Annotated in this window: 13 protein-coding genes and 2 pseudogenes; 5 read left to right on the top strand and 10 right to left on the bottom strand. The window is 38.1% G+C overall.

Annotated elements, in window-relative coordinates:
- Nucleotides 1-14: 14 nt before the first annotated feature.
- The 4 genes and pseudogenes from F994_RS05745 to F994_RS05735 form a co-directional block, all read right to left on the bottom strand.
- Nucleotides 15-716, bottom strand: a complete 702-nt coding sequence (locus F994_RS05745; protein WP_004649235.1) for an IS1 family transposase — start codon at nt 714-716, stop codon at nt 15-17.
- The gene (locus tag F994_RS17790; RefSeq protein WP_228128037.1) at nt 707-958 is read right to left on the bottom strand and encodes an HINT domain-containing protein; all 252 of its coding nucleotides are present in this window, start codon (nt 956-958) and stop codon (nt 707-709) included. The genes F994_RS05745 and F994_RS17790 overlap by 10 nt, the downstream gene beginning before the upstream one ends.
- Nucleotides 959-2,005: 1,047 nt before the next feature.
- Nucleotides 2,006-2,950: pseudogene (locus tag F994_RS05740) on the bottom strand (IS481 family transposase); the annotation flags it as partial.
- 36 nt (nt 2,951-2,986) lie between these two features.
- Complete coding sequence (locus F994_RS05735) at nt 2,987-3,220, bottom strand: hypothetical protein (protein ID WP_004649240.1); 234 nt, start codon at nt 3,218-3,220, stop codon at nt 2,987-2,989.
- Between the two features lie 135 nt (nt 3,221-3,355).
- Between F994_RS05735 and F994_RS05730 the strand changes: the two genes are divergently transcribed.
- Both F994_RS05730 and F994_RS05725 read left to right on the top strand, forming a co-directional pair.
- A complete protein-coding gene (locus F994_RS05730) occupies nt 3,356-4,105 on the top strand; it encodes a metallophosphoesterase family protein (RefSeq protein WP_004649239.1) in 750 nt (249 codons plus the stop codon).
- 108 nt (nt 4,106-4,213) lie between these two features.
- Nucleotides 4,214-4,396, top strand: a complete 183-nt coding sequence (locus F994_RS05725; protein ID WP_004649237.1) for a hypothetical protein — start codon at nt 4,214-4,216, stop codon at nt 4,394-4,396.
- Nucleotides 4,397-4,543: 147 nt separating this feature from the next.
- Here F994_RS05725 and F994_RS05720 read toward each other — a convergent pair whose 3' ends face one another.
- Nucleotides 4,544-5,830 carry a hypothetical protein gene (locus F994_RS05720; RefSeq protein WP_004649236.1) on the bottom strand — a complete coding sequence of 429 codons (1,287 nt, stop codon included), beginning with the start codon at nt 5,828-5,830 and terminating at the stop codon, nt 4,544-4,546.
- A 173-nt stretch (nt 5,831-6,003) separates the two neighbouring features.
- Between F994_RS05720 and F994_RS05715 the strand changes: the two genes are divergently transcribed.
- From F994_RS05715 to F994_RS05705, 3 genes are all read left to right on the top strand, one after another.
- Nucleotides 6,004-6,705 carry an IS1 family transposase gene (locus F994_RS05715; RefSeq protein ID WP_004649235.1) on the top strand — a complete coding sequence of 234 codons (702 nt, stop codon included), beginning with the start codon at nt 6,004-6,006 and terminating at the stop codon, nt 6,703-6,705.
- A gap of 355 nt (nt 6,706-7,060) precedes the next feature.
- Nucleotides 7,061-7,486, top strand: a complete 426-nt coding sequence (locus F994_RS05710) for an organic hydroperoxide resistance protein (RefSeq protein ID WP_004649234.1) — start codon at nt 7,061-7,063, stop codon at nt 7,484-7,486.
- 5 nt (nt 7,487-7,491) lie between these two features.
- On the top strand, nt 7,492-7,923 hold the full coding sequence (locus F994_RS05705; RefSeq protein ID WP_004649233.1) for a MarR family winged helix-turn-helix transcriptional regulator: 432 nt from the start codon (nt 7,492-7,494) through the stop codon (nt 7,921-7,923).
- 621 nt (nt 7,924-8,544) lie between these two features.
- On the opposite strand, the gene F994_RS05700 is transcribed toward F994_RS05705, so the two are convergent.
- The 5 genes and pseudogenes from F994_RS05700 to F994_RS05680 form a co-directional block, all read right to left on the bottom strand.
- Entirely contained in the window at nt 8,545-13,596 is a 5,052-nt protein-coding gene (locus F994_RS05700) for a tyrosine-type recombinase/integrase (protein WP_004649232.1), read from the bottom strand.
- Nucleotides 13,593-14,261 carry a hypothetical protein gene (locus tag F994_RS05695; protein ID WP_004649231.1) on the bottom strand — a complete coding sequence of 223 codons (669 nt, stop codon included), beginning with the start codon at nt 14,259-14,261 and terminating at the stop codon, nt 13,593-13,595. Before F994_RS05695 ends, F994_RS05700 begins: the two co-directional genes overlap by 4 nt.
- Before the next feature lie 148 nt (nt 14,262-14,409).
- A pseudogene (locus F994_RS05690) lies at nt 14,410-14,823 on the bottom strand (VENN motif pre-toxin domain-containing protein); the annotation flags it as partial.
- A gap of 358 nt (nt 14,824-15,181) precedes the next feature.
- Nucleotides 15,182-15,556, bottom strand: coding sequence for a hypothetical protein (locus F994_RS05685; protein WP_004649229.1), 375 nt, complete (start codon nt 15,554-15,556; stop codon nt 15,182-15,184).
- 21 nt (nt 15,557-15,577) lie between these two features.
- On the bottom strand, nt 15,578-25,210 hold the full coding sequence (locus tag F994_RS05680) for a hemagglutinin repeat-containing protein (RefSeq protein ID WP_004649228.1): 9,633 nt from the start codon (nt 25,208-25,210) through the stop codon (nt 15,578-15,580).
- Nucleotides 25,211-25,214: the final 4 nt, after the last annotated feature.

Here is a 25,214-nt window from a genome sequence, read left to right as displayed (position 1 = left end):
AAAGTATGCTGACATTAAATGAAGCCATTATTGATATAAAAGAAGGTTAAGTCGAAGGCTTTAAAATGGTTTTCAAGCTTTTTCGAAAAATTACAGCTTTTTCTAAAGCCACGCCTAATTCGATGCCTTATTTTACAATTATTGCCTTCAATACCCACAGTAAAAAACTTACCAATACTTTGCTTGCAGTTTTTAAAAGCAGTGATGAAACTGTCCCAATGATCACTTGCAATTCGAGTGTAGTGAACACCTAATTGTTTAAGCTTTGCCTTCAGCAGTTGGACTGTAGCTAAATCTCTTTTACCCCAAACATAAGCAATAATCTCACCTGTTTCTCGATGGTAGGCGTAAATAAGCCATTGTTTATTATTTTTATTTCCTACAAAAGTCCAGAATTCATCCACTTCGATAGATTCGTAATAACTTTGTTTAGGCTGAATTTGATATGTTGATTCACTTAAAGTGCGTAAAACTTTACCGATACTGATACGCTCAACTTCAGCAATATCTCGTATACCGTTGCCTCTGACCATTAACTGTAATATTTTACGAGTAATACCTGAATTACACCCTTGATAGCTGAGTGCATGGTCACCAATAAACTGACGTTTACAGTCTTTGCACTGATAGTTTTGTTTCCCATCTACCTTGATGCCATTTTTCTTTATACTCTCACTGAGGCAGGTTGGACATTTGATTTCTAGAGTTATTCGCATTTCCCTATTTTATCAAAATCTAACCTGCTTTTTTTCAGCATACTTTTTGAAACACCACCAAATTCTGTATCTTGAATTAATTTCTTAGCTGGAACTAATTCATAACCACCACACTCTCCAGTATTATGTACCCATAAACCCTGTTCACCAACAAAATAGCTATGATGGTCTTCGACTTCAAAATTATAAACAGCTCTGCATATTGTTGGAATATTTAATATCTGCCCCCCTACATTGGCCATAACATTCTCATAATTCTCTCTAAAGTCTCTAATTATTAAAGAATGATCTGAATAGTTTGCATGACAATAGTTACCAACAAAATAATCCCTTTTATTTTTTTTACCTCCTTTTATATCACCCCCTACGATATTATAACCTTCTTCATCAAAGTATATTATTGTATCAAATAGCTTATTATCATCCATATTAGCAGCATTAACAAAGCCATAATCACGATTAACATCTTGTACAGGTGCAATACTTACAACTTCATAACCTACTTCATCGCCATTCTTTGGACTAGATACAATCACCTGATCATATATTTTTAAATCTCTTGCAGCTTGCCAACTACCACTTCGAGCATTAATTTGATCAATATCACTTTCACTATCCCACCCCTCAATAAACACACTATTTTCTACATAGATAGGATGTCCTCCTGTTAAATAAATCATTTCATATATATCATGACAAATATCATCCTCATCTTCTGGATAAATACGTTTGCGAATAACTAGCTCATAAATTTCTTCTGATTCAGCCTTAAAGGTACTAATTACTCGTTTATACTCACGAATTGACCCATTTCCTTGCTCAGGGCTAGATAAAACCATATCGCCAACCTGAATATTTTGGATTGGTACAAGCCCCTTATCAGTATGAACTAATGTTCCTGCAACGAAACATCCAACATAAGTTGTTTCTTTCGCAAGTAAGTCTCCATCAAATGCATCATCAATCATTTTTTTATTGAGTGCATCACCACTATAGCCTTGTTGTGCTAATTCCGCTTCTTTGTAACGATAATCCCAAAGTGGTTTATTTAATTCTAAATTGGTAAATACTTTTATATCCCCAATAGACTGACGTGCAGCATTGACAAAAGCATTACGTACATTGACAGCAATATGTGCTAAATCCTCAGAAGATAGTGAAGGATTAGCCTTTTTAATTTTATCTACTATTGCTTTCATTTCTGCAGATTGACTTACTAACCACTGTGTTACATCTTTTGATAGCATCGTTTGTGTTTTAGGAATTTCTATTTCTTTCCCTGAAATTGTGTTTAGTCCCGGCATTTGATGGATCGGATCAATCTTAAAAAGTTCAGGTTCATTTGTCCATTGTTTACAGATGAATTCGTAGGGAGTCAGGCCCCTGAGTGTTTTGAGTCTGCGACCGAAGTTGTATGCAGCAATAAAATCAGCAAGGTGAGTACATAGCTGAGTGTGATCATCGTAATGAAACCGTTTGACAGTAGCTTCTTTAATCGTTCGGTTCATCCGTTCGACTTGTCCATTGGTCCATGGGTGCTTGACCTTGGTAAGACGATGTTCAATGCCACATTCAGTACAAACCCGATCAAAGATGTGCTCAGATGCGTAGCGATCACATGTGCGGTTTGTGAACTGGATGCCGTTATCTGTCAGCACCGTATGGATTCTATAGGGTACAGCCTTAACTAAATTGCGCAGGAACTGCGCGGCTGCCATCTTACCGGCTTTAGTATGCAACTCAGTGAATGCGAACTTGGAAGTTCGATCAATGGCAACGAAGAGATAAAGCTTGCCCTGTGCTGTTTGCATCTCAGCGATGTCGATATGAAAGTAACCGATGGGGTAGCTCTTGAAGCGCTTCCTGACAGGGCGATCACCTTGTACCTCAGGCAGTCGTGAAATACCATGCCGCTGCAAGCAGCGGTGTAAGGACGAGCGTGTCAAATAAGGAATACTTGGCTGTAATGCATAAAGACAATCGTCTAGCGGCAACAAAGTGCGTTTTCGAAAAGCAACAATTGCCGCCTCATCTTCAGGCGATAACACGCTTGAGCAAGGATTCTTTGGCCCGGTTGTAAGATCATCTACTGAAGTGCGTTTCTTCCATTTTGCGACGGTCTTTTGATTGATGCCGTAACGCTTGGCTAGCGCTCTTAAGCTTTCTTGACTATTTTGTATTGCTCGACGCACTGCCTGTGTCGTTGTGGCGCTGCTGTGTAAAACTTGTCCCATAGAGCTTCCTTCCATTTATCTAAGAATATTGCACCATTAAAATCTGGGACTAAACAATCCCGCAGTCTCAATATTTCTTAATGCATTTTGAATTGCCAAATCAAGGCTTTGGGCTTTTCTTGCAAACTCTAAATATAAGTCGTTATTGATTGAACATAATAAAGCATCATCACAACCTGCTTCAAATATACGATCCTCAATACATTTATCTGAAGCTTTTAAATCCTTGATATAAACTGTAAATTCAAAATCCATTATTGTACTATTCATAATTTATCCCTTTATTAGAACAAAAGTCTTTCTCGCCTATTGTAGTGTGCTCAAGTACGCATTGTATTTAGGTCTTTATCTATTTAAAACAAATTCAACTCATGTTATCTTTTTTGATAGACCTTAGGAGGCCATTTGAAACTACAAATTTTATCTGACACACATAATTCAGAATATCAATTATCAACAGATGCAGATCTTATTATTCATGCTGGGGATTTTTCGAATCGTCTGAGTGGTGCCATTGAGTTTGCAGCAACATGTAAAAATCTGAATAAAAACTTTATCTTCGTTTTGGGCAATCATGATTACTACTGCTCCAACTACAATTTAGTCGTAGATTTCTTAAGAGAAAATTATCCTCAAAATACCCTGCTTGATGATAACCACATCAAGATACAAGATAAAATATTTGTTGGTGGCACGTTGTTTACGAACTTTCGTTCCAACTCAACTCTTACAACACCTAGTGAACTTCTACAATTTAAAGAAGATGCTGAACAATCTATTTATGATTTTGATCAAATCATGATTAGCAGCGATAACAGACCTATCACCGCTGACGACTACATAGTATTGTTTCAACGATACCATCAAAATATTATGCAGTTTAAGGGGCAAGATAATGTGATCGTCCTTACTCATTTCCCACCTCATTTAGCTTGTCTTGATCCATATTGGGGCAATCATTCTGTTGCATCAGCCCTTAATCCCTATTTTATTAATGACCTTGATATTAAAGGCTTCAATCTTTGGATTTCAGGACATACGCATACATCTGTTGATACTGTAGTCGATGGATGCAGATTAGTGATCAATCCTTTAGGCTATCCGCAAGAGCAAGGGAAAAATGGTTTTAGAGAAAACTTAATCATCGATGTTTAAACGACCATATTTGTATTAAGCCGTTTTAACACAGCACATTATTCTAGTTTCAAGTTTTCTGAGATACTGATAATGAAACTTCAGTCACACAAAGACCAGGAAAAAATTATGTCAGATGATTTAGCTCAAGAGAATGACCACAGGAACACACTTGCTGACGCAATACTCAATGACTTAATTGAAATTGCTAGACTGCAAGGGGACCCCATTAAAAAAATGAAAGTAGATGAACATGGTGTTTTTTATGTAGAAAGCGAAATACCATTTGATGAATTTATAGAGTCATTCTGAACTTTCCTAATGCCAACGGCGTATCGATAGTTTCATTTCTATTTAAAAACTTAACCAAATTGTATTACCTGTAGATGCGTACATATTTTCATTCATCAGGTATCCCTCCATTTTTTAGTAATCGAATTTTCATACCTGTTAAATTATTTAACGCTGTAATTGATCATTAGCTTGAGTCAAGTTCCAACGGCGATAGACAACTGCTAAATATAAATCACTCAAGATTTTTTGACAGGTATTATCTTTATAATCGGTATTACTAATTTTCAGACTTATCCCTTTTTTACTTTTAGCCATTCTAAGTTCAGTATTAATCTCCTTCCATGAAAGTTCAGATATTTTAATTTTTTCATGAAATACCTGTTTATAGATGGCTTTTAACTCACGACAAAATTTAACAAACTCCTGATGCTCTTGTTTGCTCTGAATATACACTTCCATACGTGCATCTATAAGACGTACACAGCGCTCAAAATAACTCAGTATAGAATCACTATTCAACAAAGCAGTGAAAATTTGATAATTATCTTTGACAAATAGATTACCAGACCGATTTCTATTGATATGCTTTAACAACATGTCTAAAGCATAATTGTGATAAATATCTTTTTTGTGTTGAAAATGACGATTTTTATAAAGATTGGATGCTAAGTCGCTCCCGATATTTTTTAAATTCAGATCTTCATCTTTGCCAGATAGGACATTTATAATATCATTCAAAGTTGACGTCAGTTTGGATCTTTCAATTACATCATCACCTTGCTCTACATCTTCCTGCTTTAAGACCAAAGTATGCCATCGATCAGGATATATCGCGTTCTGAATTAATTTAGAATTTGAAGCTATTTTCCTTAAGATATCTTTTAATTCAAGTTTTTCTTCCTTTTGACAAGTATTCAACTGTTTTTTGAATACTCGGCAAGAGAGTAAAGCTCTTACAATACTTACTGATACTTTACTTTCATCTGGACATAATGCATCCCCTACTAACATTGAACCAAAATGCAAGTAATGGTTAGCTGTCATCTCAATTGATGAATGTCCTATAAAATGTGCCAAAATCTTCCAAACATCCTGACGTCCAGCAGTACTGTCAGTATTACCTAGTAAATAGTTTTTAATTTTAGCAATTTGATCAGGTGAGTAGTCGATCCAACTTCTAATTAACGCTTCACTTCCTTTCAAAATTAAAGCTAACTTATTTGTAGCAGTGTGTCTAAAACTATGAAAGGAATAATCCTGTGGTTCGTTATTAAATAAAGTATTAAAAATTTCCTTTGTCTTAGCACCAATAAAACGAGATGAAAAAAGTTGACCAAATTCATCTTGGAAGATAAAACAATCCTCTCTCCCCAACCTTCTTTGGTCAACTTTCACATTAAGATGTTTTTTGATCAGGCCAATAAATCCATTTAATTCATCCGTAGTTAGCAACTCATCAAGACGTATTCCTCGTTTTGCATTCTTCGTTTTGACCTGACGATGATAGTTATTGTGAATAAAGATTTTAATAAATTGAGGATTACTTGCAGTTAAATAATAATATCGGGTGGTGTTTCAAAAAGTATGCTGAAAAAAAGCAGGTTAGATTTTGATAAAATAGGGAAATGCGAATAACTCTAGAAATCAAATGTCCAACCTGCCTCAGTGAGAGTATAAAGAAAAATGGCATCAAGGTAGATGGGAAACAAAACTATCAGTGCAAAGACTGTAAACGTCAGTTTATTGGTGACCATGCACTCAGCTATCAAGGGTGTAATTCAGGTATTACTCGTAAAATATTACAGTTAATGGTCAGAGGCAACGGTATACGAGATATTGCTGAAGTTGAGCGTATCAGTATCGGTAAAGTTTTACGCACTTTAAGTGAATCAACATATCAAATTCAGCCTAAACAAAGTTATTACGAATCTATCGAAGTGGATGAATTCTGGACTTTTGTAGGAAATAAAAATAATAAACAATGGCTTATTTACGCCTACCATCGAGAAACAGGTGAGATTATTGCTTATGTTTGGGGTAAAAGAGATTTAGCTACAGTCCAACTGCTGAAGGCAAAGCTTAAACAATTAGGTGTTCACTACACTCGAATTGCAAGTGATCATTGGGACAGTTTCATCACTGCTTTTAAAAACTGCAAGCAAAGTATTGGTAAGTTTTTTACTGTGGGTATTGAAGGCAATAATTGTAAAATAAGGCATCGAATTAGGCGTGGCTTTAGAAAAAGCTGTAATTTTTCGAAAAAGCTTGAAAACCATTTTAAAGCCTTCGACTTAACCTTCTTTTATATCAATAATGGCTTCATTTAATGTCAGCATACTTTTTTAAACACCACCCAATATTTATTGGCTTGATGATTAGAGTGATATCAAACCAAAATGCGGTTGTGATGTTTTCATCAACTAAATATACATAAAAATAGACTGGTCGTCTACTTTTTGTGTAAATACCAAAGGTAATCTAAGTTCTACCAATAAGATTGGAAATTCAGTCTGTTTCAAAATAGACCTAACTGTCAGTAAATTTAGCTATTTTCATGCAAAATTTACTGTTTATATCTTAAGAAAGAATTCTACTTTTAAATAAAATACTAAAAAATAATTGACAACAAATATATTGTGAGCAATTATATTTTACACAATACAAATGTTTGGAAAGCAACAAATGAGCACTCTTTATGCAACAAAAGTTAAAGCAATTGGTGGACGTTCAGGGACTATCCTTAGTGAAGATGGTATTTTAGAACTGAACTTAGCTTTACCAAAAGAATTAGGTGGTAAAGGTGGAGCGACCAATCCGGAACAACTATTTGCGGCAGGTTATGCAGCATGCTTCGGTAATGCAATCATCCATATTTCACGTAATAAACAGCATAAAATTCGTGATAATGATGTAGAAGTTCTGGGTACTGTTGGTATGGTATCGAATGGTAATGGTGGATTTGCCTTGACAGTTAATTTAGATGTAACTCTTTCAAATATATCTCAGACTGAAGCAGAAAAAATAGTTGAAGAAACTCACCACGTTTGTCCTTATTCAAATGCTATTCGAGGTAATATACAGGTTTCTACAACTGTTCATACAAAATAGAATATATGTCCAAGAATCAGCTTTATTTAGATGAACAATTATGTTTTCCCATCTATGCGGCATCAAATCTAATAGTTAAAGCTTATAGACCTTTTCTTGAGCCTTTGGGACTCACTTATCCTCAATATTTGGTTATGTTAGTTCTATGGGAAAAAATTTCTATAAGTGTGGGCGATCTTGGACAAATTTTATATTTAGATAGTGGGACATTAACGCCATTACTTAAAAGGATGGAAAAGTCTGAGACTATAAGGCGCTCACGTGATACTGTCGATGAAAGAAGAGTTATTATTTCATTAACAGAAAAAGGAACAAAACTAAAAACGTTAGCTGAAAATATTCCAGATGACTTGTCTCAATCTATTAAGTTTTCAAATGCTCATGAGCTGAGAGATGAATTAAAGTCCTTAATTAAATCTCTATCGAAGAAGATCTGAATAGCCCTTCAGGAATAAGAAAACTTTAATTTTAATATCAATACCTAGGGTGTGTTGACACTTTTAGCTTAAAAAAAATAGCGAAGTAGTAAAATTAAATCACCAAACCCAATTTTACTATTCGCTATGCCTCGTACGAACGTCTCTCATAACCAGCATGTTGATCCTAAATTCGGCTTAATACATGATGATTAGGGGGTATTTCTCCCTAAAAATAACTCTATTATCTTGTAATGAAAATCAGCAGCAGACTAAGTCACTCACTTTAATCATATTCAAATCAAATTCGCGGACTCCCAGGCCTTTGCTTTGTCAAATAGTGATTTGTCCAAGCAAAGGCCTGGGCCCCTTAGACTAAATGATATATGCTTAGGCTATTTGCATAAGGAAGGATACTGTACGGCTTCTAGTAGCGGATCAAATACAAGGCATTAAGCAATAAATGAGCGGCAAAAAGTTTTCCTAGTCAGGTAAATAATATTCATGCATATGTAGCCATCTTGAAAAAATTCACAGAATTTGGCTGCACTTAACCCCAATTTGTCACTTGAATTTGGCTCAATTAAAATAGTACTGTCTTTCAAACCTTGGTGTAACAAAGCATGCGCAAGTCCTATTTACTTAGGCTCTGATATGATCTTTAATCACCAAATATCGTACACTCAACCACGTAAGTATCCATCGCACGGCGCGTAATGATACTTGTTGAGACATAATTCTAAAATAATCATATTTATTATGTTTCATCACCATCGGAAAAAACTGATGTTCTGTAAGGATTGAAAGCATAGGTTCATCCTCTGCCGTAAAATGCATCAATACTTTTGTTACATTACTTTCATACAACCATTTTTTTATTAACCAATTATAAGTTTCTGATTGGTTTTGTTCTAAATAATCAAATCGCTCTAAAATCTCTTGTGCAGAATTAAAATCTACAGCACTTAGTAATTCAGGCAAACGTGCTAACTTTCCTTGTGTCGATAATGGATGTCTTCCTATATTTGAACCACGTTTACCTGACGGAATGTTTGCCATCGTAATTAAAGCTCTCTTCCACGACTCAATATCTAATCGTGGCTGCCCCTGCCCTGAAATAAGATACCGCTCAATATCTTCAAATTTTTGAAATAACTCGTGTTTAATTACTTTTTCAGTTGAATTTCCTCTTTTTTGAGCATAGATTACCCACCTCTGACTTTGTCTTTTTTTGAGTACATATTTTTCGATGGTATCTCGCAACTCATATTTTAGATTACCATCCTGTTGATGAATTACTTGGAAATGTCTGAATAAATTACTCCGACTCATGATTCGCTTAAAAAATGCAGTATGTAAATTGGGTTGCTGTTGTTTCATGCTATAGGCATAAGTAGCCAGAAATAAGATATGAACATAATGCTTTAATGTTGTCGATTCATGCAAATGTCCAAGCACTCGACTAATCGCCTTAATCCCTTGCCCAACCTGTCCTTCATTGCCTACTAGCGTATTAAATTGCTCATTCGATGGCATCCAATTTTGTAGCCATGGCAGTTCTATCGTAAGATCTTTAAAATCCACCACTGTTTGCAAACACTTTAAAGTATATGCACTTGCAAACGTATGTCTTAAATGATGTAAGCTGAGATCAACATCTCCAGTGACTTTCTTTAAAATTTGAGATATTTTATCAAAAAAATGCCTATACTCACTGTTCTCATCAGACATTAATATCGAATTTTTTTTATTCTTATAAATATCGTCTAATCCCTTTTGAATTGTCTGACTTAATAAATTCATCGGAACAGCACGTTCTGATCCAAGTGTTTTTAACTTATGATCGCCATAGGGACGAATTCTGAGCATATCCTCATCAATATCTACGGGCTGTAAATGAAGTATCTCCGAACGGCGTACACCCATCGCTGCAGATAAACGAAAATGACGCTGAATCTCTTGACGTAAAGCAGCATCATTCACCCCAGATTCTACAGATTGTAATATTTGAACGATCTGCTGCACTTCATTTTTTGAAAAAACTTTAGCACTTGCTTGATGCGCTGTACGATTGTGCAACTTTATACGATCATCATTTAACTGAATTAAGAACTCTCTAAAGCGATTCCACGCAGCGAGATGCTTGCGGTGTGGAAAATGCTCTTGCGTCAACTCCATCCATTTTTGAAATACATCTTCATCAATATGACTATCTTTTGTTAAATCTTCTGAAAACCCCAATATACCTGCACTGACGATGGCCAAATATAGATGAATCATATTTCGATTCTGTAGGCTTAACTCTTCTGCATCACAGCGTAAAATCAACCATTGCACAAAGCACGTCAATAAATTGACTGAGCGGTGATTCGTTTTATCATTGGCAAGCTGCTTAAGCCAAATTCTTGATCTAGACTCACCTTTTAGTTGCTTAATCATCGCTAAAATATCAGACAAATGTAATTGCTCATCACCTATTTCTATTTCACTCTCTGGCTCAGTGCTATCTAAACCTGTGGTTAATTTTTCATATTCGGATAAGCGTAATAATTCATTTATTGAAAGATCTTCAGTCAAGACTTGGCCTGATATATAACCTGCAATCAACGGAGTGCTATTTAACATCACATTTTGCTGTAAAGCTTTCAACCATTGAGCTAACGATATAGTTGACTTAAGCCCTATTTGTCTTAAATATGTATTAAAACACTTTTGCCAAGCCGTTCGTTGTTGATTTCTTGACTGTGCTAAAATCTCTTTTAATCGGGGCTGTACATACTGTCGGTCTACTAAAATTAAAGTCGAGACATAAGGACTTAACAGTACTGTACGGCGTATCTTAGTCACAGATCTATCATTATTCACTGTCAGCTCAACGAGCCGACTATTCCCCATAGCGACTATATGCTGATCAGAAGCAATAAACTGCAACATCGCTTGTAAATGGCTCACTCGGCACAGTTGTGAATACATGGAGAGTACAACCAGCAAACGTCCTATTTCGACATCACAATTTTTATGTTCAGGTAAATGTTCTAAATCCTTCTGAATAAGATCAAGTAAGTTTTGTTCAATATAACACCATGTACTAAAACTATTTTCAGATGTCAGCCATGTACGAGTAGCTTTTTGAGGGAGTTGAACGAATAAAGGAATTTTCGTTTTATCGCGAATATAAGCACAATACGTCTTGATCGCTTGTGGCAAATCAATCTTTGTATTTTTAGCTAAATTGAAAGCTAATACATGTCCAAGCTCTAAAGATACTTTTGGCTCAGGATTTTCCTCAAAAATCAACTGACAATAGGGCTCATACTCTGAGTTTTCCAGCCATTCTTTTACATCATTTTCTGAATATTGTATTATCGGCTTCGTCTCTGCTTGAACTGCTTTAGTCTCTTTGGTTAAAACAAATGTTGGAATATTCTGGATTTTAAAAAAATCAAAACCATCAAGACATTTAAAACCTAACTGTTTTTGCAGGTTTTCTTGTACATCAAGCCACTGTTGTTTAAATGTTGATACAGGAAATACTGATAACATATCCCATGGATGACGACCGCGTACCCAGTGCCCAAGTCCAGCATCCTTGAACCGTCCAGGTAACTGATTATTATCAGAGCGAACCAACTTCCGTGCCCAATTTCTAACTAAACCTTCAATCTGATGAGGATCACAAAGTTGCAAAGCATAAGATGATAAATCAACACGTGGTTCAACTTGATTCCCCAGCATTCTCATCAAACCACGTAAAACTTGAATCTGTTTGATAAATGCTGCCGTCAATGGCACATAACGATCGGTTGATTCATCTTGATGATGTTTATCTTGAATCAATGCCCAGCCTTGCTGACTTATCAACTGAGGAAAAGGTTGCTTAACCCCCCGTCCTGCAGTTGCAAGATTCATCCATAATGCTGTATACAACGTTAAGTTATCAAAGAGCGTCTGCCAATCTTTCTGTTCAGCAGCCTGATTTATTCTATTTTTTATTAATGTAATTTCATTTTGTATTTCAACAATCTTTATCCCAATCGGGCTACCCACGCGTTCACTGGAAGTGTGTATATATTCAGGAATATCAATTTTTATCGTTCTTAAACAATCAGCCCATAATTGCTGAAGTTTCCTCTGTTCAAAAGATGCATAATGAATTAAGTTATCATAATTCCGGCCTGATGCATTGGTCACTGCTTTAACGACAGCTAAATCACCTTGGCTATGCTCATATAACAACCGTGGAAGAATATCTCTAATGCTTTTGAGGCTGATTTCTAACTCTTTAGGTACACTGTTAATAAGTCTTCTAACTTCGCGTTCAACTGCCGGTTGACGGGTTTTAATCGCAAGATTTTTGACTTGATTCACCAAATCATTGAGCTCACTTGGTAAAACCAAATGTAATTTCTTGGTCCATGGCACATTAAATTTAGAATCTTCTGGCTTTGTTTTGAGTGTCGGTGTCCCTGCTAAAACACTCAATACGTATGCAGATAAAGTATTATCATACTGAATAGCAATATTATTCTGATCGGTATTTTGACTAAAACACGGCGCTGTTAATTCAGTAACCGAACGTCCAGTGAGTAAACTCAATATTAAAGCTAATTTTGCACGTAAAATTAAGCTGGTATCAGCCTTAGATGGTTGACATAGCTTAAACACTTTTTGAATCGAATTTAATGACAATCGCCATTTGGTCCAAACTAAACCAACATTTGCAGCTTCAACATGCTGAAAAATAGACTTAGATGCATAAAACCCTCGAATTAAATCGGATTGTTCTGCCAAAAAAAATGTAAACAATGGCTCCAATGGTGTTTCATCTTCTTCAATCTCATCATACTCAAATACTTCAGAGACCAGACCACGATGAATTTCATCCATATCCTCCAAAGGTTGGATGGCAATACTTAATGAGCCGTATCGTTGCAAGATAAGTTTTTTTTGCTTTAATCCTATACGGTGTAAAAATTCTCGACGTTTTTTCTTATTTTTTAGTCGATTATTTTTCCAACTTTGTGATAAAAACAGCTTTAATGCATAAAAAACTTCATTTAATCGTTTGTCTTCAGAACCAGCGGACATCAAATTAATCAGTTGTTTCGGTGAGTTTTGAATCAGTAATTCTTTGACTTGTTCTAAAATATCCTCATTACTTGGATCACCCAACAGCCTAATCGATAAAAAGGCGTTATACACGCGAGATCCCTTTTGAGCTTTCAACTTTATGCTTCCATCACCATTTAAATAATTACTATAAAGCTCTAGAGTATGTACGTTTTTTTGAAAGTGAAATATTTGCTTTAAAAACCAAATTATTACAGTATCAAAACTATCATTATTTTGACTTAGTCCTGCTTGAATCAATAGCAAGTCACAAATTCCACTGTCTCCAGTAAATGGGCGCAACGGCGTGAGTTTATGTTTGTTTTTATCCGTTGTTTCTGAGAAAAAATGTGAATATTGATCAGAACCCTGTAATGTACTAATTATCTTTAAAGTATTAAGCTCATTATGAAATATTGATAATTCATCATCACCAATCAATGTGCAGATTCGCTGACAAATGACAACAATACCAGCTAAGCTATAATGTGCACGCAACAAAAATAATGCTTGGATAAGTTGTTGTTCTTCTATATTTTCATTCTGATTAATCCATTCTCGGAGCTGCTTAAAATAAATATTCATGAACTACTCCTAATACGATAGATCCATGCCTTCTTCAAGTCTGTTAAAGCCAAAGCAACTTCTGCCGTTGGTGCCACACGAACAATTTGCTGCTGATGTTTTTGATAAAGTTCCTCCAGTCGAGGTAAAAATACAAAAAAGTCAGCTAAATGAAAATATGGTTGCACAGACTTGCAAAGCTCTTTTACTTTAATTTTTTCTAATGGCAAAAGCTTTTGGGCGATATAACCTGCTAAAACATTTTCGACTAAGAAAGTACCACTCACCACCGGTGGTGCCCAAGCTACCAATTTTTGAACAAAGGAAATAGGCAGCTTTTTTAAAAAATGCTGTGTATTTAAAAATAAAGGCATTTCTTCTAGATCTAAACGCTTTAGTCGAAGTTCGCCTGCAACAACCGTCTTATACTGCACTTTATCCACTTTACCCCAGTGTCTTCTTTTCACACTGTTCTTTAGAGTTTTTACATTACATAAATCCATATCGACAGCAAGCAGTAATTTACGATATGTCGCGAGCAGTAGTGATGCTTGACTTTTAATTTCTTCTGAAAACTTGCTCGTTTCCTCATCGAGTAACATCATTTTCAAAACTAAAACTGGGCATAATTTTTTAACCCTGCCTTCAGATACTGTTAATGCATTAATGAGCAATGGTGTAATCATTTTTTCTGCTTAGTTAAGTTATTTTTAGTGTTGAAATAATAGAATAATAAAGTCCCAAAATAAATAGAATCAAATAAACTAAATTCAAAATTTAATAAAAAAGTATTTGATTTATATAATTTATTTACTAACTTTATTTTTATATCAATATCTGAGTTTTAATATCTTCAGGTAAAAGATTCGGTTGGAATACGCCATTGGCATCTTGGTATTCTTCCTTATCTTTATATTGATTGGTGAAGTAGGTCGCTGCCGCTTCACTGGCAACAGCTGCACTTCCTCCTGCTGTTGGGTCACCACCATTAATATAGGCCAATGTCGCACCCAATATGGCATGTGAAGCCATTTGCGCTGCTGTGTTTTTATCTTCACCATGACCAAACTGTTGTCCAATGACCTGTGCAGCATATGGCGCAAGGGTATTTGCTGCAGCCTGCAGATCTGTTTGACCGCCTAATACTGCGGTCAATGCGGTGGTTACTGCATTCAAGCCTCGGCTGTAATCTCCTCCCATGCCCCATTTCTCGGTCACAGATTTTTCATATGCCAGTGCTGTAGCATATTCAGCGGTGACAGTCTAATTTAAAAAATAACATACTGATTAATAAATATAAAATATTATAAATTTGGTTTTTTACTACCATTTTTACTACAAAATATTTCTACCAATCACTTGCTTAAAATTCACCCACAAAATACTATTCTGTTCAAAATTTTGATGATTGTACATTAGGAATCATCACTAAAGTTTCAATTCTCAGGCAACTCTCCATTAGCATTTTGAAAATGTGGATCATTTTTATATTTTTGTTCTATGTCTGAAAAATGTAAAAACTAAAAGCCCCATCTACTAGGATGAGGCTTACATAAGGAATTTTTATAACGTATATTATGTTAATTTTAGGGAATCTTAAAAAAATTTATAGATTGTACTTTTTGAATATTTTTTCAATTTCTATTTTTCTATTTGGCTGCTCTTTCAAAACATTTTCCAATCCTTCTCTAATATAGAACTTAACTGTTTTTTCATCGTACCACCCTTCATTTGGTTCTATTCCTGTCATTTCCTCATCTACCCACGCGTAATATAATTCCGTTCCATTTTTTTGAAGATCAGAATATAATTGCCACCCTGGATCTCCACCAACAGGTTCCATTGGATCTTTTCCTATGACACCGCGTAAGTAATATTCCAAATCCTCACCACCATGAATTATTTGAGATATACAATATAATAATGGTGCTTGCGAATGCCCATTCTCAAAACTAAAATACCCAATACTAACTATACTCATAAACGTTACCCTTATTTAATTTTATGGTGTTTTAGGGTTAATTGGAAAAGATGTTGGTACTTTAGGAGCTCCGCTACGGGTGTCAATTGGCACTCTAAAAGTAATACCATTTACCACTACATTTTGTTGAGCCTTACCATTCACTCCATAATTTACTATCGCTTTTGCAGCAGCTTGATTAGCCATGCTCGCCATCTGAGCGTCATTATAAACTTTAGGATCATAAATTGTTTTAGGTTGAATCCTTCCATTTGGCAATTGATATTTTACTTCTATAATTCCTTTCGATATTTGTGTTGGTTGTCCTACTAACTTACCACCATTAGCATTCAAAATTTCATAGAAATTATCTGCATTATGTCCCCCAGAGATGATTTTGGATTTTTTATTAACTGCCGCTTCAATTAAATGTTTTCCTAAAGGTGTATCAATCTGTTTTGTTCCTGCATTAATATAACCATCTCTAGGTCTAACAGGTACTCTACCAGCAAAATCTGCCTCAGGTTCCATTACAATCTTCGTAATATCCTTACCATATTTTTTCCCAATATTTTCAATCGCTTCATCGGTTAATTTAATAGGGCCATTTAAAGTCTTTGAAAAACCTAAACTAAGCATTGCAACTTTAGCTTCTTGTATTTCCTTTGGAGTCAGATGCTCCTTAGTTACAGGATCATATTCTGCACCCATTGCAGCTGCTAGCTGCCTTATTGTTAAATCATTAATAACCAATAGAGTTTTTTCACCTAAAGTTTTTTCAGGTATTGGACAAACATATCCTGTCGGACAAGACCATTTTTCTTTAGTATTTTCTTTAACTACCTTTCCATAATTCTCATCAATAATCGAAAATCCATTATTCTCCACAGCATTCTGCCCAATCACTCCTGCCAACTGAGCGTTATAGGTAGAATCTCCTACTGCACCGCCTATCACTGCCCCAATACCTGCTGTTAAATCCCTTATCTGAGTTTTAATATCTTCTGGCAATAGGTTTGGTTGGAATACGCCATTGGCATCTTGGTAATCTTTATTGTCTTTATATTGATTGGTAAAATAAGTTGCCGCCGCTTCACTGGCTACCGCTGCACTGCCTCCTGCTGTCGGGTCACCACCGTTGATATAAGCCAGCGTTGCGCCTAAGATTGCATGAGCAGCTAACTGCGCTGCGGTATTCTTGTCTTTACCATGACCCCATTGCTGACCAATCACTTGAGCTGCATATGGCGCAAGGGTATTGGTGGCTGCTTGCAAATCTGTTTGTCCGCCAAGTACCGCAGTTAAAGCGGTAGTTACAGCATTCAAGCCTCGACTGTAGTCACCGCCCATGCCCCATTCTTTAGTAACCGCTTTCTCATTGGCAAGTGCTGCCGCATATTCAGGATTACCGGCAAACTTATCATCTTTTTCTTTTGAACTTAAATTTTTGAAGTTCGCTTGTTCTTCTGGACTTAACTGCGTTTTAAGTTCTTCTTGTAAGGCTTCTTTTTCCTGAACTGCTTTCTTTATTTGATCTTGAGAATATGTACGTCCTGCTGTAGCAATCGTTGATGTTGCATCCGCAATGATCTTCTGCTTTTCCAAGACTGCATCTAAATCTGGAAGCGCTTCAACTTTTTGGTTCGCTGTATTGATGTCGCTATGTATGCCCAGTTCTTCTACAGTGGTGTCTTTTCCGCCAATATTGATATTGCCTTCACTTAATGTGGCATAAGTGGTGGTGCTATCTTTATCTTTACTTTGTTGTGGCAAACTTGGACTAAAGCTTAAACTGTCTTTCCAGTTAGTATTGCTGGTTGGTTGTGGTGCTGGGCTTTCACCATCTGCTTTACCCAGTTTTGTGCCACCAGACAAGGCGACTGTGGTCGCTTTATAGCCACTTTGATTTTCAAGATTGCTGAAAGTCAGACTATTGGCGGTTAAATCATTATTTTCTTTTGAGGCTGTGGAAGCGATTGCACCACCTTTCAAGTCAACACTGTCAGCTTTTACGTGATAGCCGCCATCACCAGCAAATAGACCAGACTGCTCATTCACACTACTGGATGAACCGCTGGCCTTACTGTTGCTGTAATTGCCTGATGCTTGCCATGCCGTACCAAATGATGCCTGCAAGCGTATACCCGCCCCAGTTTGCTCACTGTCTTGGGCAAGGGTATCTTGCTGGCTGATGATATTAAGCTTTCCACCGACATCTGCATCGATACGGTTGGCTGTGGCTTGTGCACCTTTCAGCGTGGTATCGCCTTTACTCTTGATGCTCAGGCTGTCTGAATTGAGTGTGGTATTTTCATGCACTGTGCCATCAAGATGATTGCTACCTTTGCCATAACCGGCTTCTACAAACACATAAGCGCCCGTTTGCGCACCCACAGAAACACCCACGCCATAACTTGCACCTGCATTGCTGTTTTTACCATCCGCTTTTTGCTGGCTTTGCCCTGACTCTAAAAGGATATCTTTTGCAGAGTCTAAACTGATGGTATCTTTTGCTTTAACCTGTGTGTTTTTAAGATGGATATCACCTTCCTTACTGGTCAGGTTGATATTGCCGCCTGCGTTCAGCAAATTGGATTGTGAAGCTGAATAACTCTTGTCTTGGTTGTTTTTGCTGGTACTAAAACCAATGCCAGTCTCGGCTTTAAATAATGCACCGCCTTGGATATCGCTATAGGTTTGGTAACCTTGAGCTACTGCAGCAACACCTTGTAATGCTTGTGTGCGGTCATCTGCTTTACTCTTTCCTGCTTTATCAACGGCATTGACTAAGTCAATCAGCGGTGAACTCACGCGGCTGAATAATCCTATTTTTAAGTCTTTCGATGACTGACTGTCACTACCGGTATTATGATCATCCAAAATATTAATCGATTTTGCGATGATGTTTAAATCTTTGCCTGCAACGACATCTGCAACTTTTTGGTTATAGTTATTTCCAGCATTGAGGCTGACATTGCCATCAAGGCTGCCCACTTGGCTGCGTTCTTGTGTAACATTCTTGCTATTGGTTTTATTTTGGTTGGCCATGTAGCCATCAAATCGTTCCGTATCCGATATTTGCGCGCTGCCCCAGCCTTTGCTCTTTTGGCTTTCGCTTTGACTCTGGCCACTTTGCGCAGATTGAATATTGATATCTTTGCCCGCAGTCATGCGCAAATCATCTTGTGAGACCACTTTACTGCCGACAATATTGATGTCTCCAGTATCTGCTTGTAGAGTTGTTTTTCCACCAACAGAAAGTTCTGTGCCTACGCTTTGGCTCAGACTTCCGCTGCCTTTACCCTTGTCGTTATAAACCCCGATAGGAGCAAGGTGATCTCGGGTATCGATGCTGAATCCGCTACGCTTCGTATCGGCACTTTGGGTTTCTGTATTTGAGCTTGCGAGCAAATGAATATTATTCTTGGCATTCAGTAATGCATCGCCTTCTGCTGAAATTTTCGCACCTTGACTGCGGATATCACCCTCTGTGGCAATAATATTTAAATTACCGCCTGCTTTGACTTCCGTACCTACAGATTGGGTTGAAGCAACGTGATTGGTATTATTTATTTTCTGATGGCTGGCAGTGAATACAACCGGCGTCGTTGCGGCCATCGTGGCTTTACGCGCAGTCTCAGCACTTGACATGATTTTACCAACCGCACTATCAGAGAAGTCGTTACTCTGTTGGCTCTTTTTCGCAGAAGCGAGTGCCGCAGCCTCAGAACTATAGGTAATACCAACGGATACTCCAGAAGTTTTACTTTCAAATTTAGAGTTTTGGTCTTGGTAAATATCTGCTGCTGCTAAATTAACATTTTTGCCAATCAGATTAATGTCTTTTCCTGCAGCTAAAATAGCAGCTTCTGCTGTTAAATCTTTCCCTGCCACAATATTGACATTACCAGACAGGCTGGATACCACACTTTGCGTCAAATCGGTGGATTGTGTGTCATCTTTGCTGTGCACATTAGATTTCCCATAGCCGACACTTGCGACCCCATCCGATGCGCTAGCTGTAAATCCAGATTTTTTAACCGTACTTTCCGATACCTTTACATACTGGTTTTCAGCAGCCGTAATCGAAATATTTTCTTTTGCCTGAATCTGAGTTAAATCATCTGAAATCAGATTGCTGCCACGAATGCTGACATTATTGCCGTCCAGAATAACTTTATTGCCTTCAATGGTGCTAGCAACTGCCTCATTACGCTGAGTTTTATAATACGAATCTGATGTTTTTTTGCTGAAGGCGCTGCCACCGGTTTCTATATTTCTCGCTTCAACTGTTTGTTCACTTCGGCCTTCTGTTATCTTTAAATCCTGTTGTGCTGAAATTGCGGCAGTGCCTGAAACACTGGATATTTCAGAACCTGTGATCTGAATATTCTGACCGGTGAGATAAACATCTCCCTGTCCTGCAATTTTGCTACCAACATCTGTTCGATAACTACTATGGTTGTAATTGTTTGCATCTGACTGAATATGTGTGGTTCGACCAATACTCACAGCCCCCACATCAACATCCCCAGCCGTCTGAATTACTGTTGAACCATTGCTATTGGCAATTTCAGCGCCTTTCATTTGGGTATTACCACCGACACGAATACTGATGGTGGTTTTTAAATTTTCTGTATCAGTACTTTGGGTCTTCAGTGGACTATTGATATATAAACCTGCGACACGGTCTATACCCGTTTGCTTGAAATAACTGTCACCAATCTGATGTTCTGAACTCAACGTGGTGGTGTTCAATTTAAAGTCGCGACCAACATCGAGCTGCATTGCATGATCCGCAACGATTTGACCGCCTTCAATATTTAAGTCTTTTACGATTTTAACAGTAATATCATTGGCTTGAATTCGACCATTCAACTGATTGACGTTATCTGCATTTAAAACTACAGCATTTCGTCCTGCAATGATTGCTGAGTTTAGAACATCCCCCTGCATATTTATCTTTACAGTTTCAGCAGAAATTAATGTGCCATCACCTTTTAAATCCCCCACCCGTGCTTTGACATACACTTGTGGCACCAAGGCTTTTTGGTTGCTGCCATTCGGCAAGGTCACTTCTTTTTCTTCCAGCCAAACAATGTCACTGGTCAACTGTGCAATCTGCGCTGCGGTTAATGCAATTCCGGGACGTAAACCATACAGTTTGGCAAAGGACAAACTATTGTTCATTAAAGCTTTGAATTGTTCTTCATCCGAACCGTACCCTTCTAAGAAACGATGTCCCGTGAGTAGAGCAATCTGATCCTGTACCATGCGCTGTTCGTAATAGCCATCACCTAAGCGTTTTTGTTGCATGCTTGGATCAAGACCAAGTGCATTTAACATGTAGTCAGAAGACAGCCAGTTTTTATAATTGGCAAAGGCTGGATCGGTTTCAATAAGATATTGGGCATTGCTGTCTTTATTGACCTTATACAGTGCGCTATTGGGTACTTTAAACTGACTGTTGTCCACCGCCCGAATTTCTGTGTCTGTACCTGTAGCTGAACCTAAATCAATCTGGTCTTTTGATGCTCCAGCACTATTGTCAGCTCGATCAATTTGAATATCCAGCGCATCTGCTTGTACCTGATCAATGCCTGCGCTTGATGGCGCTATATTCTGAAATGGCTTCGCAATGCTGACTGCCAACGGTTCGCTGCCTAAGCTTTCCTGCCTCCAGACATAATAATCAATTTCATGATCATGGTCTCCACCATCTAAATAATGCAGTTCTTGCGTTCCGGTATACAGCACTTTGGTGAGTCCATCAACACCAATATTATTCAGAACAGCATTTTGATCCGCACTGATGCCATTCACCTTAAGCTGGTGTCCGGCAAGGATCTGGCTCTTATCGTTCACAATGCTATCCGCATTGTCAAACTTCAGACTGCCTCCCGCCTGAATCAGCCCCGGCGCAGATGTTTTAACCTGAGTCTCAGAATATTCAATATCATAGCGGTAAACTGTCCAGTCTTCAGATGGATTTCCACCAAAATACAGACCGTCAAAAGTTTTCCACCCCCCCTTAAACTCTTTAACTTGACCTTTATTCGTGGATACAAGAACCAGACCAGCATCAAAATTGGCATTGCTGTTATTGACTTGCCGTGCGGAGAAATACAAATCTCCCAGCGCTTCAATTCGTGCGCCGGCATTACTCACCGTTTGCGCAGTTCCAGTCGCTTGATTATTCTGATCTAAAGCGCCGCCCAAATAAAAATCTCCAGCACTGAAGATCAAGGCCTGACTGTCATAATCAGTCGGATTGGCTAAATTATTTAAGCTATTGACACCAATATCCAAGCGTTCACGAGCCGCAATCACTGGGGCTGTACCAGCTGTGTCTGGACGGTTATTCAATGTATCAGCTTGCAGCGCCAGCGCCGAGCCGTAAATACGACCCGTGCCTTCATTATCAATCTGTATTGCTTTTAAAACGGTCAAACCGCCATTGATCAAGCCCGCATTGTAAATACTGTTCCCAGCATTCAATACGGTTTTCTGCGCCTGCAGTGATGCATCGGCTGTTAAATTCCGGATGTTCTTGGCCTGAATATTCAGAGCATCTCCCGCAGTTATTTTACCCAAGTTGTTCAAATCCTGCTGAAGCGTTAAATTCAGCTGGCCATTGGCTTGCAGCATTGCCTCTTTGCTATGCTGATAGGTTTCAGTCAAAGTAATATCCGCATTACCTAGGCTGATCACCTGTCCATCGCCGCTGAGCTGTTTTGCATCAATCTGCAATTGCTGACCGATTAACATTTGCCCTTGCTTGTTATTAATCATCAGCTGCTGTGAATTTGATTGAAGCTGTAGCTGATTCACCGTGCTGATCAAGCCTTGCGCATTATTCAGCTGCTGTTCAACATTCAGAATAGCGCTACTACTGACCCGTATTGCGCCTTGACTGTTATTCAGTGATTGAACGCCTATCTGGATATTTTCCGCATTGACTCCTTGACCAGTTGCGCTCAGCGTATTGCCGTTCAGTAACTGACTGGCAACAATCTGTAGATCTTTTCCGGCGATGATTTGACTACCTGCTGATGAAACTGCTGTATTGTCTACAGTGGTGGCTTGCAGACTGATATTGCCCTGCGCAGTGATTTGACCTTCCTGATTGTTGATCTCACCTAAGACAGCTACATTCACATCTTCTGCACTGCTGATCTGACCTTTTTGATTCTGCAGTTGCTGTGCTGATATCTCAACAGACTCATTAGCGCCAATAAAGCCTTGCTGGCTGTTTAGCTGCTTCACGTTCCGAATGCTTAATCCTTTTTGCGCAATCAATCCGCCAGCCGTACCCGACTGCTGATTGCTTAAATTTTGATTCTGACTGTCAATGTTTAAATTTTTACCCGACTGAATCAAGCCGGCATCATTATTCAAGCCATAGCTATCAATCTGAATATCAGCACCAGCACTGATCTGCCCAGATTGATTCAATAAGCTGGCGGTTTGGCTGGACAAAACCATCTCATCTTGAGCAATCAACAGCCCCTGCTGATTTTGCAGGCTGTCCGACTGTATGCTTAAATTCCCAGCGGACTGTATTTGACCCTGCGTGTTGTCGAGCGCTTTGAGCTGAATAGTGAGGCCATCCGCAATCAGCTGGCCTTTTTGATTAATGAGGCTTGCAGCATGGATACTGCTGCTTTTTGCCGACTGAATAATACCTGAAGTATTATTGATGTGATCTTGCGCTTGGATCTTTATATTATTTTTTTCAGAATATAGCGTACCTTGAGTATTATTTAACTGCCCTGTTTTAAGGTCAATGGATTGCTGTGCTGCAATAAGACCCTGCTGATTATTCAGCTCACCCGTGTTTTGAATGTGGATAGCATCCAGTGCCTGCACCTTACCTTGCTTATTATTGAATATTTGGCTTTGCAGATTCATGCTTTGCTGAGCAAAAATCGAACCTTTTTCATTATTGATATTGTCTGTTTGGATATTGGCTTGGTCAACAATGAGTTGACCAAATTGGTTAGTAAATTGATTACCGCGAACGTCTAGCTTTCCAAGATGTAATTGACCGCTAGTATTATCCAAACCCAACTGCGTTTTTAGATCAATACCGCCATTTGCTTCAATTTTACCACCATCATTATTTAAGCTTTCTGTCGTACGAATAAAACCTTTTTCGAAAGTCTTCACTGGCAAATCAGAAGTATCAATCACCTCTAAACTTCCACCATCTTTCGCTTGATTGGCAGGCGGTTCAGCATTCGGTTGATTTGGGTTTGTTGACCCTGTTCCACCCGTGCCACCTCCAGTTCCAGCAAACTCAATGGCGCCAATTTTACCTGCTTTATTGCTGATATCGGCAGCTTGTAAATCCAGTGCTTGCGATCCTGTTTGCTGAATAGAACCTGTATTGATCAGCTGATTGGCTTCAAGTGCTATTCGTGCAGCATTGATTTTTCCAGCATTTTTCGTTTGACCTGATTGTTTTAAATGCAGCTCATCTGCACTGCTAATTAAACCCAAGTTATCTAAGTTTTGGCTTTGTAAAGTGACTTGAGAGGTTGCACTGCTAATATTGCCTGAGTTTTCTACATTTTGTGCATTAATCTGAACTTGGTCTTTATTGGCAATGATATTGCCTGAATTCATCAAGTCGCCATTCGAACTCAGTGTCAGCTGGCCAGCTGTTGCATTGATTGAACCTGCATTACGCACGCCCAGACCATTTTCAGTACCCACCAAATATATTTTACCTGCATACATACCGCCCATTTGCCCCACATCTAAGGCGAAGTTAGGCGTATTGCTCGTTGTACTTAAATTTGAAGTTGCTGTATTGATCTGAGGCGTTGCTTGGTCTTTGACAGTAATATCATTCTGCCCTAAAGCCACATTTAGGCTGTTGGCATAAAGCCCAGCGTTGACCTTCAGCGCACGTGCATAAATATCAGTATAAGGCGTGAGGCTACCATTTAAGCCCTTGCCTTCAAGGGTCACTTGTCCTTCACGTATACGAAATGATTCAAGATAACCTTGATTCATTACCGCTTGACCCGTAGTTAAAGTGAAACGATCCGCATTGATCACGCCACAACCATCACAGACTAAACCTGAAGGATTGGCAATCACCACTTGTGCAGATTTACCTGCAACTTCTAGATAACCTTTCAACTGGCTTGGATTGCTGCTATTCACCTCATTCAGAATAACTTTGGCTTCACCTTTAGCTAGCCATGGATTGCCCTGCACCCAGCCACCAATTTGCGTCTGAGCACTGTTGCGCGAGTTATTTAGAATCGCACCTTCTTGACCAACATCAAACTGAGTATAGGTATTGCGTGAAACACCGCCTACACTCGGGGTTTGAATATTGACTTGAGTGACACCATTACTACTATTAAGAATAGTCGGCTGCTGGGAATTTGGTGCAGTTTTATCCGCAATAATCTGAGTATTGGCCATACTACTCAGTGGTACTGTATAAATGACAGCACCTAGCACACTCACCACCGCAAAATGGATTGGGTTTAGTTTTTTATAGGTATTTAATACATTTGAAGAAATATGATCACTATCTAAATCAGACATTGCACTTGATTGCCCTGTTGTTTTGGTACGGCTTTTTACAATTTCTGCTACAGCAATAAATAGACCACGTGCCTGACTATAGATAACGCGAAAACGATTCTTATTCATAATG

Origin of the sequence: Acinetobacter bohemicus ANC 3994 (assembly GCF_000367925.1) — a bacterium.
GTDB lineage: Bacteria > Pseudomonadota > Gammaproteobacteria > Pseudomonadales > Moraxellaceae > Acinetobacter > Acinetobacter bohemicus.
This window is presented reverse-complemented; position numbering and strand designations above follow the sequence as displayed.